Source organism: Comamonas sp. MYb69 (assembly GCF_037479315.1).
In the GTDB taxonomy this organism is placed as follows: Bacteria; Pseudomonadota; Gammaproteobacteria; order Burkholderiales; family Burkholderiaceae_C; genus Comamonas.
The window spans coordinates 203,695-220,434 of sequence record NZ_JBBGZG010000004.1; the positions used below are offsets into that span (position 1 = coordinate 203,695).

The following is a 16,740-nucleotide window of genomic DNA, read 5'->3' on the forward strand; positions in this document are numbered from 1 at the left end:
TGCAGGGCCTTGTGTTGCGATGTTGGTAGTGCCTAAGCGGTACGCCACTCAATCCAGCCGCGGATGCAAATCAACATACTTCTGTTTGCGCAGCTCCAGCGCCGCAATCTGCTCTTGCAGCTTGGCAATCTCGGCGTCGATATCGTCCACGCTTTGCTCGATGTGGTCCAGCGTCTGGATCAGCAGCTCCTTGGCTTCCTGCTTGCTGGAGGCCGCTGGTGTGGCGCCGCGCAGGGGGCGGTTGGCGGTTTCCTTCATGAAGATGCCGGTGATGATGCCGACGACTGCGACAAACATCAGGTAGTAGGCGGGCAGGTAGAGGCTGCCGGTCGAATCAACCAAGGCGGCGGTGATGGTGGGCGTGAGGCCGGCGACGATGATGGCGATGTTGAACGAGGCGGCTAGCGCGCTGTAGCGGATGCGGGTCGGGAACATCGCAGGCAGGGTGGAGGCCATCACGCCGGTAAAGCAGTTCAGCACAATCGCCAGCATGAACAGGCCAACAAAGATGAGCGCGATCTGGCCGTTGATGATCAGCCGGAACGCGGGAATCGCCAGCACCAAGAGGCCGATCGAGCCAACGATCACAAAGGGCTTGCGGCCAAAGCGGTCGCTGGCCAGGCCGATCACCGGCTGCACAAAGAGCATGCCGATCATCACGGCGATGATGATCAGCACGCCATGGTCTTCGGAGTAGTGCAGGTTGTGCGACAGGTAGCTGGGCATGTAGGTCAACAGCATGTAGTAGGTGATATTGGTGGTCAGCACCAGGCCCACCGATACCAGCAAGGGGCGCCAGTAGCGTGTCGCGATTTCCTTGAAGGAGATGCGGGGGCGGTTCTCCACATCCTCCTGGTCGTCCTTTTCCATCTGGTCCAGCTGCTGCTGAAACGCGGGCGTTTCTTCCGCCGCATGGCGCAGGTACAGGCCTACCAGGCCCAGGGGCGCTGCCAGGAAGAAGGGCACGCGCCAGCCCCAGTCCAGAAAGCTCGCCTCGCTCAGCAGGCTTTGCAGCAGGACCACGACGCCCGCGCCGGTGACAAAGCCCACGATGGAGCCAAAGTCCAGAAAGCTGCCCAGAAACCCGCGCTTGCGGTCGGGCGCAAACTCGGCCACAAAGATGGCGGCGCCGGTGTATTCACCGCCCACCGAGAAGCCCTGCGCCAGCTTGCACAGCAGCAGCAGGACCGGCGCCCAGATGCCAATGCTGGCGTAGGACGGTATCAGCCCAATGCAGAAGGTGCTGGCAGCCATGATGATGATGGTGATCGACAGCACCTTCTGGCGCCCGAACTTGTCACCCATCACGCCAAAGAACAGGCCGCCCAGCGGCCGCACCAGGAAGGGAATCGAGAAGGTGCCCAGTGCGGCAATCATCTGCACGCTCGGCGATGCATCGGGGAAGAACACCTTGCCCAGTGCAAAGGCGACAAAGCCATAGACGCCAAAGTCGAACCACTCCATGGCATTACCCAGCGCGGCGGCAGAAATCGCCTTTCTGAGCTTGACCTTGTCGACGATGGTGATGTCGTGCAGCTCCAAGGTGCCGCTTTGGGTGGGGATCAGTGGCGGCGAAGGAGGCGTCGGATCGGCCGCTGTGTTGTTGTTGGTGGTATCCATGCGGTTCCCCGGTAATTATGGGTCGCCATCTTCGCCAATCGCTGCCCGCCCGTCTGTAGGACGAGGGGGCTGCGCGCTGCCGCCAAACTTCGCCAGCCACCCGTTATGGGTGGTCAGGCCGGGGCGGGGGGCGCCTAAACTCTTCCCGAGCATGTTCTAAAAATGACGAGACAAAGGAGTCCCATGTCCGAAGCTTTTATCGTGGCGGCGCAACGCACGGCCGGTGGCCGCCGGGGTGGCCAACTGGCCGGCTGGCATCCGGTGGATCTGGCCGCGCAGGTCATCAATGCGCTGGTGGAAGGTGTCGATGCCGACCCGGCCGCTGTGGACGATGTGTTTCTGGGCTGCGTCAGCCAGGTGGGCGAGCAATCCAGCAATGTGGCGCGCAATGTGGTGCTGGCCTCCAGGCTGCCCGAATCGGTGCCCGGCACCAGCATCGACCGCCAATGCGGTTCCTCGCAGCAGGCCATCCACTTTGCCGCGCAGGCGGTGATGTCGGGCGCGATGGACATGGTGATTGCCGCCGGCGTCGAATCGATGACCCGCGTGCCCATGGGCAGCCCGGGCGGCCTGGCGCAAAAGGCCGGGCTGGGCCACTACCACAGCCCCGGCATCGCCAGCCGCTATGGCGATAGCGTCTTCAGCCAGTTTGTCGGTGCCGAGATGGTGGCGCGCAAGTACGGCCTGGACAAGGACGCGCTCGACCGCTACGCCCAGCAAAGCCACCAGCGCGCGGCAGCCGCCAGCCGCGCCGGCCACTTTGCTGCAGAGATTTTGCCCGTTGCAGTGCGCGATGCCACGGGCGCCTTGACGCAGGAGCTGCATGCGGTGGACGAGGGCATCCGCTTTGAAGCCACCTTGGAAGGCATTCAGAGCGTCAAGCTGCTGCAGGAGGGCGGCTTGATCACCGCAGCCAATGCCAGCCAGATGTGCGATGGCGCCAGCGGCGTGCTGATCGTCAACGAGCGCGGCCTGCGCCGCCTGGGCGCCAAGCCTCTGGCGCGCATCCACCACATGACCGTGCTGGGCCATGACCCTGTCATCATGCTGGAGGCCCCGGTGCCCGCCACCCAGCTGGCCTTGAAGAAGGCCGGCATGCGCCTGAGCGACATCGACCTCTACGAAGTCAACGAGGCCTTTGCCTCGATCCCGCTGGCCTGGCTGCAGGCGCTGCAGGCCGATCCCGCGCGCATGAATGTGAACGGCGGCGCCATTGCGCTGGGCCATCCTCTGGGCGGTACGGGCGCCAAGCTGATGGCCACCCTGGTCCATGCGCTGCACCAGCGCGGCGGCCGCTACGGGCTGCAGACCATGTGCGAGGGCGGGGGCATGGCGAATGTGACGGTGATCGAGCGTCTCTAACACTGAGTCGTGGCACTATTAGGGGATAAACATGCCGCGCATTGATAAAAACAGTGACCGAGACAAACCACACACTTCCCCGACTGGAGCCCCGGCGCATTGAGCGCAAGCATCTGCTGGCGCGCCTGTCCGAGGCCCGCCATAAAACCTGCCTGCTGATCCACGGGCCGGCGGGCAGTGGCAAAACCTCGCTGGCGCTGCAGTGGCGCGCGCAAGCGCTGACCTTTGGCCATGACGAAGCCTGGGTGACGGTGCAGCCCGGCGACGACGGCCAAGCGCTGATGGCGGCGCTCTTCGATTCGCTGGACCGCATTGACAGCGATATCGCGCGCGAGGCTCGCCTGCTGTCCAACCGGGGCGGCGAGGCGCGGGCCGATGCCATCGTCATTGCCTTGCTGCGCGCGTTTCTGGCACGCAGCCGGCCCTTGCTGGTGGTGATCGATGATTGGCAGAACATGGGCGACATGCGCGCGGGCGCGGCGCTGCAGACCTTGCTGGATTTTGCGCCGCCCGCCTTGCGGCTGGTGATCGTCTCGCGCAGCATGCCCCAGCTGCGCCTGGCGCGCCTGCGTGACCAAGGCTTGCTCGAAGAGATCGGGCCTACCGAGCTGCGCTTTACCCTGGAAGAGGTGCAGCAGTTTTTGCAGGCCCGCCAGCCGCGCAGCACCAGCCCGGCTGTGGCGCGCCAGCTGCTCGAGGTAACCGATGGCTGGGCCGCTGGCCTGCAGCTGCTGGCACTGCAGCCGCGCACGCCCGCGTCGCCGGTGCAGAACGCGCAGGACTTTACCGCCTACTTCAACCGCGAGGTGCTGTGCCGGGTCGACAAGGATGAGATCGACGCAATGACGCGGCTGGCTGCGGCGCGCAGCTTCAACCAGGCGCTGGCGATCACGATTGCCGGCGAGCCCGTGGGCCCCGCCTTGCTCGAGCGCCTGCAGCGCGAGAACCTGTTTGTGCTGCCGCTGCAAGATGCCGACAGCCAGGGCTGGTACCGCTTTCACCCGCTGTTTCGCGAGCTGCTGCTCACCCGCTTCCAATCGCTGCCGCAGGCCGAGCGCCAGCGCACCCACGCGGCCCTGGCGCAATGGCTGGGCGCCCGGCGCCATCTGCGCGATGCCGTGCACCATGCGGTCGAGGCAGGGGACATGGACCAGGCCGTGCACTGGGTGGAGCGCTGGGCGCGCGAGCTGTTTTTGAACGGCCAGCTGCAGCAGCTGGTGCGTGCGGTGTCCGAGCTGCCGCGCGCCACCGTCCATGCGCGGCCGGCGCTGCTGCTGTGGCTGGGCTGGACCCAGCTGTGCTACTACAAGCTCACCGCCTGCCACGAGACCTTGAATGCGCTGCGCGCGCAGCTGGGCGAGCGCGACCATGAAGGCCGTGCGCACTGTGTGCTGCTGGCCTTCTCGCTGGCCTTGCAAGAGGACGACCTGGGCACCGCGCAGGCCTTGCTGCCCGAGCTGATGTCCATCCAGCAGGGCGATGACGCCGTGCTGGTGGGTGGCAAGCGCAATCTGCTGGGCTGGATGTATGGGCACAGCGCCGAGTATGACAAGGCCCGTGAGGTGCTGCGCGGCTCGCCCCCGCTGCGCGACGATGGCTCGCCGCTGCTCGATTCAGCCTTTGGCCATTTGATGACCGAATCGCTGCGCGGTCTCTCGTGGCTCTATGCCGGCGATGTGCGCCAGGCTGAGCCGGTGCTGCGCGAGGCGCTCGCCCATGCCGAAAAGGCGCTGGGCCGCCACAGCGAGATGGCCTGCAATGCCGCCGCCTATCTGGCGGCCGTGCTGTATGAGACCAATGAGCTCGACGAGCTGCGCCAGCTGCTCGAAGGCCGGCTGGACACCACCGAGCGCGTGGTACTGCCCGATGCGCTGGTGACCGTGGCCCTGGTCTGCGCGCGCCTGAGCCGGCTGGACGGCAACCCGCTCGAAGCGATCGAAGGCCTGGCGCGCATCGAAGAAATCGCCCAGCGCCGCTCGCTGGACCGCCTGCTGGCCTTTGCGATGGGCGAGCGCGTGCGCTGCCTGCTGCAGATGCGCGACAGCGAAGGCGCGCGCCAGATGCTGCGCCAGATCGAGCTGCTGGCGCAGCGCCATGCCGATGCCCGCAGCCCCGTGAGCCTGCGCATCACCGGCATGGCCCGCTACACGCAGGCGCTGTACCACGAGGCCAACCTCGACGACCGTGCTGCGCTGGAGGCGCTGGGCGAGCGCGGCAAGGACGACAGCGCGCTTTTGCAGCGGCGCGACCGCTGCGCCACCTTGGTGCTGCGTGCCCTGCTGCTGAGCCGCCTGGGGCACCAGGACCAGGCGCTGGAGGTCATGCGTGATGCCTTGCTGCAGGGCCAGCAGCTGGGCCTGGTGCGCAGCATTCTGGACTTGGGCGAGCCCGCGCTGGTGCTGGCCGGGGCCTGCGCCCAGGCCTTTGGCGCCTCCGATCCCTTGCTCGCGTTTTATGTGGAGCGGCTGCAGCAGCAATCGCAGCGCTACCGTGCCCAGCCGCAGCCCGCCGATGCGGGGCTGAGCGAGCCTCTGTCCGAGCGGGAGCTGGAGATCTTGCGGGCGCTTGCGCACAGCATGTCGAACAAGCGCATTGCCCAGGTGCTGGGCATCTCGCCCGAGACCGTCAAATGGCATCTGCGCAATGTCTACGGCAAGCTCAAGGTGGTGGGTCGCGATGATGCCGTTGCCCGCGCGCGCGACCTGGGCCTGGTGCAGGGCTGATCGCCAACACCGCAGGGGGAAACCCGAGCCACCCACATCGGGTGGGGGCGGGCTGGGGCGGCTGGCCCCATGATGGCTAAAAATAGCAAAGACAGGAGACAAGCCATGTTCATGCCCCATCGCCAGGCGGATTGCGCACCTGACCCCATCTGCAGCCTCTGTACTACCGCTGTAGCACTCCGCCGTCCTGCGCGCAGCTAAGCGCCCGTTTTTCCTACGTCAACACCACGATGCCGTCTGCGGACGGCCGGGGCGCAGCTTTGCCTGCACGCCATTGCATCCCACCCAAACCCCTTGCTCGATGACCTCCTCCAGCACCCCCTCTAGCCACCCGCAAGCCTTTGACCCAGCCCGCCTGGACGACTTTCTGCGCGCGCAGTTGCCAGGCTTGCAGGGTGAGATGGCGCTGCAGGCGATTGGCGGCGGCCAGTCCAACCCGACCTTTTTTGTGAGCTATGGCAGCCGGCACATGGTGCTGCGCAAAAAGCCTGCGGGCGAGGTATTGCCATCGGCCCATGCGGTGGACCGCGAGTACCGCGTGATGAAGGCGCTGGCAGACACGGCGCTGCCCGTGCCGCAGATGCTGCTCTACCACGCAGGCAGCGATGTGGTCGGAACGCCCTTCTACCTGATGGAAAAGGTCGAGGGGCGCGTCTTCAACGACAACGCGCTCACCGGCATGCGCCCGGCCGAGCGCCGCGCGATCTACCTGGCGATGGCCGACACCCTGGCTACCCTGCATGCGGTGGACTGGCGCGCCGCCGGGCTGGAGGGCTTTGGCAAGGAGGGCGGCTTTTTTGAGCGGCAGCTGCACCGCTGGCAAAAGCAGTGGGATCTGTCGCGCATTGCGCCCAACCCAGCCATTGATGAGTTGCTGGCCTGGCTGGGCGCCAACCGCCCCAGCGATGACGAAACCACGCTGACCCATGGTGATTTCAAGCTCAACAACCTGCTGTTCCACCCCACCGAAGCCAAGGTGGTCGCGGTGCTGGACTGGGAGCTGTCCACCCTGGGCCATCCGCTGGCCGATGTGGCCTTCAACACCGTGGCCTGGCGCACCCTGCCCGAGGAGTTTGGCGGGCTGCGCGGGCTGGATCTGGCCGCGCTGGGTATTCCGTCCGAGTCCGACTACCTGGCGCATTTCTACCAGCGCGCCGGCCGCAGCGATCCGGCCCGCCAGGCCGCGCCTTTCCACTGGGCCTTTGCGTTCATGCGCTGGGCCGTCATCTTTGAAGGCATTGCGGCCCGCGCCGCGCGGGGCAATGCGGTGGCCGACAACGCCTCGGAGGTGGGCGCGATGGCCCAGGCCCTGGCCCGGCGCGGGCTGGAGGCGATCGACGCCCCAGCGGCAGTGTTTTGAATTTTTCTACAGGAGACGCTCTTGAACTTCCAGTACCCCGAGGACACGCAGCAGATGCAGCGCACGCTGCGCCAGTTCATGGAACGCCATGTGCTGCCCCGCTACCACGACTACGAGCGCATCGCGGCCACCGGCGCCTACCCGACCGAGGTGGTCGAGCCGCTCAAGCAACTGGCGCGCGAGGCCGGTTTGTGGAACCTCTTTCTGCCCGGCCTGCGTGACGATGAGCCCGGCACCCGCATGAGCAATATGCAGTACAGCCCGCTGGCCGAGATCATCGGCCGCGTCTACTGGTCGGCCGAGGTGTTCAACTGCAATGCGCCCGATACCGGCAACACCGAGCTGCTGCACCTGTTTGCGACGCCCGAGCAGCACGAGCGCTGGCTCAAGCCCTTGCTCGACGGCAGCATCCGCTCCTGCTTTTCGATGACCGAGCCCGATGTCGCCTCGTCCGATGCCACCAATATCTGCACCACGATCCGCCGCGACGGCGATGAGTATGTGATCAACGGCCGCAAGTGGTTTACCACCGGCGCGCTGCACCCGAACTGCAAGTTCGCCATTGTCATGGGGGTCAGCGATGAGAGCCCCGATGCGCCCCGCCACCAGCGCCATTCGATGGTCATCGTGCCGCTGGACACCCCGGGCCTGAACATCGTGCGCAATGTGGCGATCATGCACCACCATGCGCCCGAAGGGCATTGCGAGGTGACCTACACCGAAGTGCGCGTGCCCGTCAGCAACCTGCTGGGCGAGGAGCACAGCGGCTTTGCGCTGGCGCAGGCGCGCTTGGGCCCTGGCCGGGTGCACCACTGCATGCGCACCATTGGCCAGTGCGAGCTGGCGGTCGAGATGATGTGCGAGCGCGCACTCACCCGCCGCGCCTTTGGCAAGCACCTGAGCGATTACGCCAATGTGCAGGACTGGATCGCCCAGTCCCGCGTCGAGATCGACCAGGCGCGGTTGCTGGTGCTGCAGGCCGCCTGGAAGATGGACATGTTCGGCAACAAGGCCGCGCACATCGATGTATCGGCCATCAAGCTGGTCGCGGCGCAGCTGCAGACGCGTGTGCTGGACCGGGCCATCCAGGTGTTCGGTGCCATGGGCATCACGCCCGATACCCCGCTGTCCTACCTCTGGTCCTGGGGCCGGGCGATGCGCTTTTTTGACGGCCCGGACGAGGTGCACCTGCGTGCGATTGCCCGCGCCGAGCTGGCCCGCGCACGCGACAACCTGGGCGCCACCGCCGCCTACTACAGCACCAGCCACTAAAAAGTTTGCGATGACCTATCCCGACCAGAACCCCGATGGCAGCGTGCTGCACTGGCGCAACGGCGCCGTGGCCCATATCCGCTTCAACCGCCCCCAGGCGCTCAACGCCATTGACCGTGGCATGGCAGCCGCCTTTCACCAGGCCTGCCAGGACATCGCCGCCGACCCGCTGGTGCGCGCCGTACTCATCACGGGCGAAGGCCGGGCCTTTATGGCCGGTGGCGACTTGGATGAAATGCGCGCCGATCCGCAGCAGGCCGCCGCGCAGTTGATTGCCGGCATGCATGGCGGCATCCGCCTGCTGACCGCCTTGCAGGCCCCGGTGGTCTGTGCGGTGCAAGGCGCGGTGGCGGGGGGCGGACTGGGGCTGATGCTGGCCTGCGACCTGGCGATTGCTGCCGAGGGCACGCGCTTTGGCGTGGCCTATCCGCTGATCGGCGCAAGCTGCGACTGCTCCACCTCCTGGGGCCTGCCGCGTGTGCTGGGCCTGCGCAAGGCGATGGAACTGGCGCTGCTGGGCGACAACCTGGAGGCGGCCGAGGCCCTGCGCCTGGGCCTTGTCAACCGCGTGGTCGCCAAGGACAGCCTGGCAGCCGAGGCCGAAGCCCTGGTGCAGCGCCTGGCCCAGGGCCCCACGCATGCGCTGGGCCATATGAAGCAGCTGCTGCGCAGCGCCTTGGAGCGCGGGCTGGACGCCCATCTGGACAAAGAAGCGGAGAGCTTTACCCAGTGCGCTGGCACGGCCGATTTTCAGGAAGGCATCAGCGCCTTCCGCGACAAGCGCGCAGCGCGGTTTGAAGGCCGCTGAGCCGTTGATCGATCAACCCATTCATGAACGCAAGCCATAGGCATCCTATGAAGACACGTATTACGCAATTGCTGGGCATCCGCTACCCCATCATCCAGGGCGGCATGCAGTGGGTGGGCACGGCGGAGCTGGCCTCAGCCGTCTCCAACGCCGGCGGCCTGGGCGTGCTGACGGCGCTGACCCAGCCCACGCCCGAGGCGCTGGCACGCGAGATCGCCCGCTGCCGGGAGATGACGGACCAGCCCTTTGGCGTGAACCTGACCATTCTGCCGTCGGCCAAGCCGCCCCCCTATGAGGCCTACCTGGATGCGGTCATCGACAGCGGTGTGCGCGTGCTGGAGACCGCCGGCAACAGCCCCGTGGCCTTTATCGAAAAAGCCAAGCGCGGCCATATGCGCATCGTCCACAAATGCACCAGCGTGCGCCATGCACTGTCGGCCGAGCGCAATGGGGTCGATGCCGTCAGCATCGATGGCTTTGAATGCGCCGGCCACCCGGGCGAGGACGATGTGGCGGGCCTGGTGCTGATCCCGCTGGCCGCCCGCGCGCTGCGCATTCCGGTGATCGCATCGGGCGGCATTGCCGATGGGCAGGGGTTGGCCGCCGCGCTGGCCCTGGGCGCCGAGGGCGTGAACATGGGCACGCGCTTTTGCGCGACGGTCGAGGCCCCCATCCACGACGACATCAAGCGCGCCCTGGTCAACGCTGGCGAGCGCGATACCCAGCTGATCTTCCGCACATTCCGCAACACCGGCCGGGTGCTGAAGAATGCGATCTCGGACCAGGTGGTGGCTACCGAGCGCCGGTCCGGCGGCTGCGAGTTTGCCGAGATCCACCCGCTGGTCGCCGGCCAGCGCGGCCGCGCTGCGCTGCACAGCGGCGATGTGGATGGCGGCCTGGTCTGGGCCGGCCAGGTGGTGGGCCTGGTGAACGATGTACCCAGCTGCGAAGCGCTGGTGCAGCGCATGGTGGCCGAGTGCCAGGAGGCGCTGGCCAGCGCCGCGCGCCGCGCTGGCATGCCCGAGGCAGCCGTGCTGCAGGAGGCTTGATGAGCATGACCCCGTCCACACCCACCACCATAACCACGCCCCAGCTGCGGCTGGAAACCCATTACGACCAGCGTGAGATGCGCTGCTTTGCCGAGCGGCCCAACGATGTCATCCGCATGTGGCTGCAGGCCGCCCGGCGCCAACCTGAGGCCGAGTCCCTGGTCTGCGGCGCGCAGCGCCTGAGCTGGGCGCAGCTGCAAGACCAGGTGCTGCGCGTAGCGGCCGCTCTGCGGGCACGCGGTGTGGCCAAGGGCGACCGCGTGGCGCTGCTGCTGGGCAATGGCCCCGAGTTTGTGATTGCCTCCTACGCCACGATGGCCATCGGTGCGGTGGTGGTACCGCTCAGCATCCGCGACCAATCGGCCGGCATTGGCTACATCCTGCGCGACTGCGAGGCGGTGGTGCTGGTCCATGACGCAGCGCTGGGCGCTGTGGTGGCCGGCATGGGCGAGACGCCGGCGCTGCGGCACCAGGTGGTGGTGGGCGGCGCGCCCGATGCCGCCCAGGCCTTTGCGCAGCTGCTGGCCCATGCGCCGCTGCCGCAGTGCGAGGCGCTGGATGAGGAAGACCTGGCCATGCTGGTCTACACCTCGGGCACCACCGGTTTCCCCAAGGGGGCGATGCTGACCCACCTGGGCATTGTGCATACCATCCTGCACTACGCGCAGGCGCTGGGGCTGGATGCCTCGGTGCGGGGCTGCGCGGTAGTGCCGCTCAGCCATGTCACCGGCCTGGTGGCGCTGATGGCGGTGACCCTGGGCCTGGGCGGCACCCTGGTGGTGGTGCCGCATTTCAAGGCGGCCGATATGCTGCCGCTGGCCGCCCGGGAGCGCATCAGCTTCACGATCATGGTGCCGGCGATGTACCAGTTGCTGCTGCTGCAGGAGAACTACCGCCAGCATGACCTGTCGCACTGGACCGTGGGCGGCTTTGGCGGCGCGCCGATGCCGCCCGAGACCATAGACCGGCTGGCGCAGTGGCTGCCGGGGCTGCGCCTGTCCAACTGCTATGGCGCGACCGAGACCACATCGCCCGTAGCGGTGATGCCCGCGCAGCTGACGCGCACGCACCTGGCCAGCGTAGGCCTGGCGCTGCCTTGCGCCGATATTGCGGTGATGGACGACGATGGCCGACCCTTGCCGGCCGATGAGGTGGGCGAGCTCTGGCTCAAGGGTCCGATGGTGGCCAAGGGCTACTGGAACAACCCGCAGGCCACGCAGGAGAACTTTGTGGCTGGCTACTGGCGCAGCGGCGATGTGGGCCGCATGGACGCGCAGGGCTTTGTCTATGTGATGGACCGCCGCAAGGACATGCTCAACCGGGGCGGCTACAAGATCTTCAGCGTGGAGGTAGAAAACGCCTTGTGCGAACACCCCGATGTGCTGGAAGCCGCCGTGGTGGCCAAACCCTGCCCGGTGCTGGGCGAGCGCGTGCATGTGTTTGTGACCCTGCGCGACGACAGGCACACCGAGGCCGAGGCGCTGCGCCGCTTTTGCGCAGAACGCCTGGCCGACTACAAGGTGCCCGAGAGTTTTACCATCAGCCGCAATCTGCTGCCGCGCAATGCCAACGGCAAGCTGCTCAAGCGCGTGCTGCGCCAAGAGCTGCTGGCCGCCCAGGCTTGAAGGAGGGCGCCCGCATGCCAAACGATGCCGCCACCCTGGAGACCCTGCAGCCGGGCATTGCCTTGCTGCGCCTGACGCGTGCCACGCGCCTCAATGCGCTGAGCCTGCCCGATCTGCAGTTTCTGCATGCGCTGCTCGATACCTGCCTGGCGGATGCCAGCCTGCGCGTGCTGGTCATCAGCGGCGAGGGGGAGGGCTTTTGCGCCGGGCTGAACCTCAAATCCTTGCTGGACGAGAACGGGCAGCTGCCGGCCACCGTGCGCGAGAACATGGACTTGCAGCAGCACTTTGCCGGCCTGGTGCAGCGCCTGCGCGAGACCAGCGTGGCGGTGATCGCGGCTGTCAACGGCGTGGCAGTCGGCGCGGGCATGGCCCTGGCCTTGGCCGCCGATGTGCGTTTTGCCGCGCAGCAGGCGGCCTTCCATGTGGGGGCCATCAAGATCGGCATCACCGCCGGTGAATGCGGCATCAGCTACCACCTGCCGCGCCTCATCGGTGCCGGGCGCGCCTTTGAGCTGATGCTGAGCGGCCGGCCCGTCGCTGCGGACGAGGCGCTGCGCATAGGCCTGGTGAGCGAGGTGCTGCCTGCTGCCGAGCTGCTGGAGCGGGCCTTGCAGTGCGCGCGCCAGATCGCCGCCCATGCGCCGTATGCCACCGCCCATACCAAGCGACTGATGTGGCAGAACCTGGATGCCCCGAGCCTGGCCGCAGCCATTGAGCTGGAGAACCATGCCCAGGTGCTGGGTCTGATGACCGAGGATTTCCAGGAAGCCGTGCAGGCCTTTTTGCACAAGCGCAGCCCCGTGTTCACGGGGCGCTAAGGAGGCGACATGAACGATTTACGGAATCCGCCCGCCCAGGACCCTGGCCTGCAGGTGCCCGCCTGCCAGAGCGTGGAGGATCTGCAAGCCCTTACCGGCACCGAGCTGTATGTCAGCCCTTGGGTGGAGGTGGAGCAGAGCCGCATCGACCGCTTTGCCGAGGCGACCGGCGATTTTCAGTGGGTACATGTAGACCCGGCGCGTGCAGCGCAGGAGTCACGCTTTGGCGGCACGATTGCGCATGGCTTCCTCACGCTGTCGCTGCTGGGCAAGCACTATGAGGACTTTATGCCCGGGCTGCTGCCGTTTTGCGACCTGGGCATCAACTACGGCCTGAACCGCGTGCGCTTTATGCAGCCAGTGCGGGCAGGCAGCAGGGTGCGCAGCCGCTTTGTGTTGACCGACGTCAGCCGGGTCACCGGTGGTGTGCAGATGCTCTTTAACGCCACGGTAGAGCTGGAGGGCCAGAGCAAACCTGCCTGTGTAGCCGAGTCGGTGGTGCGCCGGATGTTCAAGCAAGGAGGCGCGCGATGAAGGCCGTCGTCTGCGAACAGTTTGGCCCGCCATCGGCGCTGCAGCTGCGCGATCTGCCTGCGCTGCAGCCCGCGCCCGGCGAGGTGGTCGTCGCCGTCAAGGCGGCCGGCATCAACTACCCCGACACCCTCATCATCGAAGACCGCTACCAGTTCAAGCCGACACTGCCGTTCAGCCCTGGGGGCGAATTTGCTGGCGTGGTCGAAGAGCTGGGTGCCGAGGTGCAGGGCGTGCGCCAAGGCCAGGCCGTGATCGGCTTTGTCGGCTGGGGCGCCTTTGCGCAGCAGATCTGCGTGCAGCCTGCTGCGCTCTTCCCCATGCCGGCCGGCCTGCCGTTTGAGGTGGCGGGCTCCCTCTTGATGACCTATGGCACGGCCTACCACGCGCTGCGCGACCGGGCAGACCTGGCAGCGGGCGAGACGGTGCTGGTGCTGGGCGCAGCCGGCGGTGTGGGCATTGCCTGCATTGAGCTGGCCAAGGCCATGGGCGCAAGGGTGATTGCGGCAGCCTCGTCGCCACAAAAGCTGGCCGCCTGCCGCGCGCATGGCGCGGATGAAACCATCGACTACGAACGCGAGGATTTGCGCGAGCGGCTCAAGGCCATCACCGGCGGGCGGGGCGTGGATGTCGTCTGCGATGTGGTGGGCGGGCGCTTTAGCGAGCCGGCCCTGCGCAGCACTGCCTGGCGTGGGCGCCTTCTGGTGCTGGGCTTTGCCGGTGGTGAGATTCCGCGCATTGCACTCAATCTGCCGCTGCTCAAAGGCTGCGCCATCGTGGGCGTGTTCTGGGGCGACTACCTGCAGCGCGAGCGCGCCCATGTGGTGGCCGACATCGAGGCGCTGGCCGAGCTTTACACCCAGGGGCGGCTGCGGCCGCTGATTTCCCAGCGCTTCTCGCTGGAGGAAACGCCTGCTGCGCTGGAGGCCGTGCGCCAGCGCCAGGCCATTGGCAAAGGAGTCGTCGTGCCCTAGCACCTACACCCCCCAGCATTTCCCGGTTTCCGTCTTGAACACCGGTGCCACGAGACAAGGGGGCAATAAAGCCCTCGGCGCCGATGTGAACCCCGGGGTGGCCCTTTGAACAGGTTCTCAGGGGGCTGCCCTTATCCAAACCACCTTTCCGAATGGATGAATCATGACGAATGCGAACACCTTGAGCGCTGATATAGCAGCGCAGGCCAGCGAGAGCGGAGCACCCGCCGATGCCAAACGCGCAGCGGTTTCGGGTTTTGTGGGCACCTTGATCGAGTACTACGATTTCAGCCTCTACGGCTATATGGCGGTGGTGATTGCGCCGCTGTTCTTTCCCAGCGGCGACCCCACGGTATCGCTGCTGGCCGCGCTGGCGGTGTTTGGCACGGCCTACTTTGTGCGGCCGCTGGGCGGCATCGTGTTTGGCCATATCGGCGACAAGTATGGCCGCAAGACGGCGCTGCTGGGCACCCTGATCTGCATGGGCATTGGCAGCACCTTGATGGGCCTGCTGCCCACCTATGAGCAGATGGGCTACTTCGCCACCGCCTTGCTGGTGCTGGTGCGGCTGCTGCAAGGCTTCTCAGCCGGTGGCGAAGTAGGGGGCTCGGCCACCTTTATCTCGGAGTCGTCGCCACCGCACATGAAGGCCACCTTTGGCGCCTTCACCCCCATGGGATCGACCGGCGGCTTTGCCGTGGCAGCAGCCGTGGCCGGTGCGGTCACCGCACTCACCACGCCCGAGCAGATGAGCGCCTGGGGCTGGCGCATTCCCTTTTTGCTGGCGCTGCCCTTGACCTTGCTGTGCATCTGGGCCCGCACGCGCGTGCGCGAGACCTATGAGGGCAAGCCCGAGAAGAAGGAGCATTCGCCCATTGGCGCCGTCTTCCGCCTGCAAACCAAGGCCTTGCTGCAATCCACCGCGATCAGCGCCGCCACCAATGGCACGGCCTACATCGGCCTCACCTACATGAGCATCCACCTGGTCAAGCAGCTGGGCTACCCCGCCGGTAATGTGTACTGGGTCGCCACCTTGGCCATTGGCCTGTCTGCGCTACTCATGCCGCTGGGCGGCTACATCGGTGACCGCATCGGCCTGCGCCGCCTGATGCTCGTGGGCCTGATCGGCTACATCTTCCTGACCTACCCGATGATGGGCTTGATGGAGCGCAGCCTGATGGTTGCCGCCTGGGCCTATGTGGTGCTGATGCTCAACACCGTTGCCACCCAGGTCAGCGCCTACACCTTGCTGCCCTTGTTGTTCCAGCCGCAGTACCGCTACACCGGCGTGGCCACCGGCTGGAATTTCGGCGTGATCATCGCGGGCGGCACCGCCCCCTATGTGGCTGTGAAGCTGGTGCAGATGACCGAGAACAAGCAGTCACCCGCGTATTTTGTGATTGCGGCGGCCATCATTGGCTTGATTGGCGTGCTATCGATCCGCCGCGATGCGGCGCGTTCGGTGACCTGAGGATTGGACGCGCCAGTCCTGCGCCGCAGGGACGGCCACCGCCATCCGGCGGGAGGGGGTTGGGTGGCCGCTCAACTCGCTTCAGTCTGCTTGGGGCGCGGGTGCTGCGGTTGCAGTTGCGGTCGCGGTTGCGGCCGCCGCTGCAGCTTGTAGCTTGGCCAGGTGGCGTTTTCTCAGGCTGTCCGGGGTCTGGTCGCACAGCTGCTGGGTGGCCGCTTGCAAGGTGGGCAACAGCACGCAGGCGCCCGGCGAGCTGCGGAAAGCCGTCTCCTGGACCTGGTGGACATAGTCCAGCTCGCCATCGCCTTTCTTGACGGTGTAGCGGAACTGGAATTGCGTGACGGCGGGCTTGTCCGCCAGCGAGCCGAGCACGGCCCCCAGTATCCCGACCGCCAGGTTGACCCCGACGGAGTAGTTGTGTCCACCGCGAATCGCGCGGTCAATATAGGCGGCGCTGGCGACGGCGCTGCCAATGGCCGCGCCCGCGTGGGTGCCCGGTGTGGATTCATCGACCCCTTGCACATCAATGATGGTGCCGAACTCTGCGGCGGCGAAGTAGTCGATGCTGTAGTTCGCTTCCAGCAGCTGGCGCTCCGGCGCAGCCAGGTCATCCCATACCAGGCGCGACAGCTGCAGCGTGGGGCGCGGTGCCAGCAGGTACTTGTCCGATGGGCCCAGCGACACATCCTTGGACTGGTAGACGCTGGGCGCCAATTCGCCCTTGAGGTAAGCCCGGTACTCGCCCAGTGCCATCGTGCGCGAGCCACTGTGGATGCGCTCCACGGTCAGGTTGTCCCGGTTGACCGAGCAGACCAGCGGATCACCATCAGAGACCATCGCGACATTCACCGCCCACTGGTCCGACAGATGCTGGTTGCCATCGTTCTTGGCGTCAGTGGCATTCGGAAACTCAGCCAGGCAAATCGCTGCATATTTCTCAAAATTCCGGGCGGCTTCGCGGCGGGAGGTCTCCACATCCTGGTAGATCTTCAGCTGCTCATCCTGGGACATGCGTCCCTGGTAGGCATAAGGCGTGCATCCCCCCAGCAGGACAAGGCTGGCCGCTGCGATCGCAATCTGCGTGGTGTTCATGTGCTATTTGTTATTTTTTACTGGTTATTCGT

13 protein-coding genes are annotated in these 16,740 nt (G+C 66.3%); 11 read left to right on the top strand and 2 right to left on the bottom strand.

Translation table 11 applies throughout. The annotated features are described in order from the left end of the window. Positions 1-48: 48 nt before the first annotated feature. Positions 49-1,620 carry a glycine betaine/L-proline transporter ProP gene (gene proP / locus WH303_RS07275; protein WP_339517665.1) on the bottom strand — a complete coding sequence of 524 codons (1,572 nt, stop codon included), beginning with the start codon at positions 1,618-1,620 and terminating at the stop codon, positions 49-51. A gap of 183 nt (positions 1,621-1,803) precedes the next feature. Here proP and WH303_RS07280 point away from each other — a divergent pair, with 183 nt between their 5' ends. The 11 genes from WH303_RS07280 to WH303_RS07330 all read left to right on the top strand — a co-directional run bounded on the left by WH303_RS07280 (position 1,804) and on the right by WH303_RS07330 (position 15,616). Further along, entirely contained in the window at positions 1,804-2,982 is a 1,179-nt protein-coding gene (locus WH303_RS07280; RefSeq protein WP_339517667.1) for an acetyl-CoA C-acetyltransferase, read from the top strand. A gap of 53 nt (positions 2,983-3,035) precedes the next feature. After that, positions 3,036-5,705 carry a LuxR C-terminal-related transcriptional regulator gene (locus WH303_RS07285; protein WP_339517669.1) on the top strand — a complete coding sequence of 890 codons (2,670 nt, stop codon included), beginning with the start codon at positions 3,036-3,038 and terminating at the stop codon, positions 5,703-5,705. Positions 5,706-6,006: 301 nt separating this feature from the next. Continuing rightward, positions 6,007-7,065 carry a phosphotransferase family protein gene (locus WH303_RS07290; protein WP_339517671.1) on the top strand — a complete coding sequence of 353 codons (1,059 nt, stop codon included), beginning with the start codon at positions 6,007-6,009 and terminating at the stop codon, positions 7,063-7,065. Positions 7,066-7,086: 21 nt separating this feature from the next. Continuing rightward, the gene (locus tag WH303_RS07295) at positions 7,087-8,337 is read left to right on the top strand and encodes an acyl-CoA dehydrogenase family protein (RefSeq protein WP_339517672.1); all 1,251 of its coding nucleotides are present in this window, start codon (positions 7,087-7,089) and stop codon (positions 8,335-8,337) included. 10 nt (positions 8,338-8,347) lie between these two features. Then, the gene (locus WH303_RS07300) at positions 8,348-9,145 is read left to right on the top strand and encodes an enoyl-CoA hydratase/isomerase family protein (RefSeq protein ID WP_339517673.1); all 798 of its coding nucleotides are present in this window, start codon (positions 8,348-8,350) and stop codon (positions 9,143-9,145) included. Between the two features lie 47 nt (positions 9,146-9,192). Then, positions 9,193-10,194 (top strand): NAD(P)H-dependent flavin oxidoreductase, encoded by a 1,002-nt coding sequence (locus tag WH303_RS07305; protein WP_339517674.1) that lies wholly within the window; start codon positions 9,193-9,195, stop codon positions 10,192-10,194. Positions 10,195-10,199: 5 nt separating this feature from the next. After that, complete coding sequence (locus WH303_RS07310; protein WP_339517676.1) at positions 10,200-11,819, top strand: class I adenylate-forming enzyme family protein; 1,620 nt, start codon at positions 10,200-10,202, stop codon at positions 11,817-11,819. Between the two features lie 14 nt (positions 11,820-11,833). Further along, entirely contained in the window at positions 11,834-12,640 is an 807-nt protein-coding gene (locus tag WH303_RS07315; RefSeq protein WP_339517678.1) for an enoyl-CoA hydratase/isomerase family protein, read from the top strand. Positions 12,641-12,649: 9 nt separating this feature from the next. Continuing rightward, the gene (locus WH303_RS07320; RefSeq protein WP_339517679.1) at positions 12,650-13,174 is read left to right on the top strand and encodes a MaoC family dehydratase; all 525 of its coding nucleotides are present in this window, start codon (positions 12,650-12,652) and stop codon (positions 13,172-13,174) included. After that, positions 13,171-14,145, top strand: a complete 975-nt coding sequence (locus WH303_RS07325) for an NADPH:quinone oxidoreductase family protein (protein WP_339517681.1) — start codon at positions 13,171-13,173, stop codon at positions 14,143-14,145. Before WH303_RS07320 ends, WH303_RS07325 begins: the two co-directional genes overlap by 4 nt. Before the next feature lie 163 nt (positions 14,146-14,308). After that, positions 14,309-15,616, top strand: coding sequence for an MFS transporter (locus WH303_RS07330; RefSeq protein ID WP_339517683.1), 1,308 nt, complete (start codon positions 14,309-14,311; stop codon positions 15,614-15,616). An 81-nt stretch (positions 15,617-15,697) separates the two neighbouring features. Here WH303_RS07330 and WH303_RS07335 read toward each other — a convergent pair whose 3' ends face one another. After that, positions 15,698-16,708: a hypothetical protein gene (locus WH303_RS07335; protein ID WP_339517685.1), complete on the bottom strand. Its 1,011-nt coding sequence runs from the start codon at positions 16,706-16,708 to the stop codon at positions 15,698-15,700. Positions 16,709-16,740 lie beyond the last annotated feature (32 nt).

What these genes read in the sequence shown, in the direction of transcription:
- proP (WP_339517665.1), bottom strand. Translation starts at nt 1,620, where the DNA reads ATGGATACCACCAACAACAACACAGCGGCCGATCCGACGCCTCCTTCG.
- WH303_RS07280 (WP_339517667.1), top strand. Translation starts at nt 1,804, where the DNA reads ATGTCCGAAGCTTTTATCGTGGCGGCGCAACGCACGGCCGGTGGCCGC.
- WH303_RS07290 (WP_339517671.1), top strand. Translation starts at nt 6,007, where the DNA reads ATGACCTCCTCCAGCACCCCCTCTAGCCACCCGCAAGCCTTTGACCCA.
- WH303_RS07300 (WP_339517673.1), top strand. Translation starts at nt 8,348, where the DNA reads ATGACCTATCCCGACCAGAACCCCGATGGCAGCGTGCTGCACTGGCGC.
- WH303_RS07305 (WP_339517674.1), top strand. Translation starts at nt 9,193, where the DNA reads ATGAAGACACGTATTACGCAATTGCTGGGCATCCGCTACCCCATCATC.
- WH303_RS07310 (WP_339517676.1), top strand. Translation starts at nt 10,200, where the DNA reads ATGACCCCGTCCACACCCACCACCATAACCACGCCCCAGCTGCGGCTG.
- WH303_RS07315 (WP_339517678.1), top strand. Translation starts at nt 11,834, where the DNA reads ATGCCAAACGATGCCGCCACCCTGGAGACCCTGCAGCCGGGCATTGCC.
- WH303_RS07320 (WP_339517679.1), top strand. Translation starts at nt 12,650, where the DNA reads ATGAACGATTTACGGAATCCGCCCGCCCAGGACCCTGGCCTGCAGGTG.
- WH303_RS07325 (WP_339517681.1), top strand. Translation starts at nt 13,171, where the DNA reads ATGAAGGCCGTCGTCTGCGAACAGTTTGGCCCGCCATCGGCGCTGCAG.
- WH303_RS07330 (WP_339517683.1), top strand. Translation starts at nt 14,309, where the DNA reads ATGACGAATGCGAACACCTTGAGCGCTGATATAGCAGCGCAGGCCAGC.
- WH303_RS07335 (WP_339517685.1), bottom strand. Translation starts at nt 16,708, where the DNA reads ATGAACACCACGCAGATTGCGATCGCAGCGGCCAGCCTTGTCCTGCTG.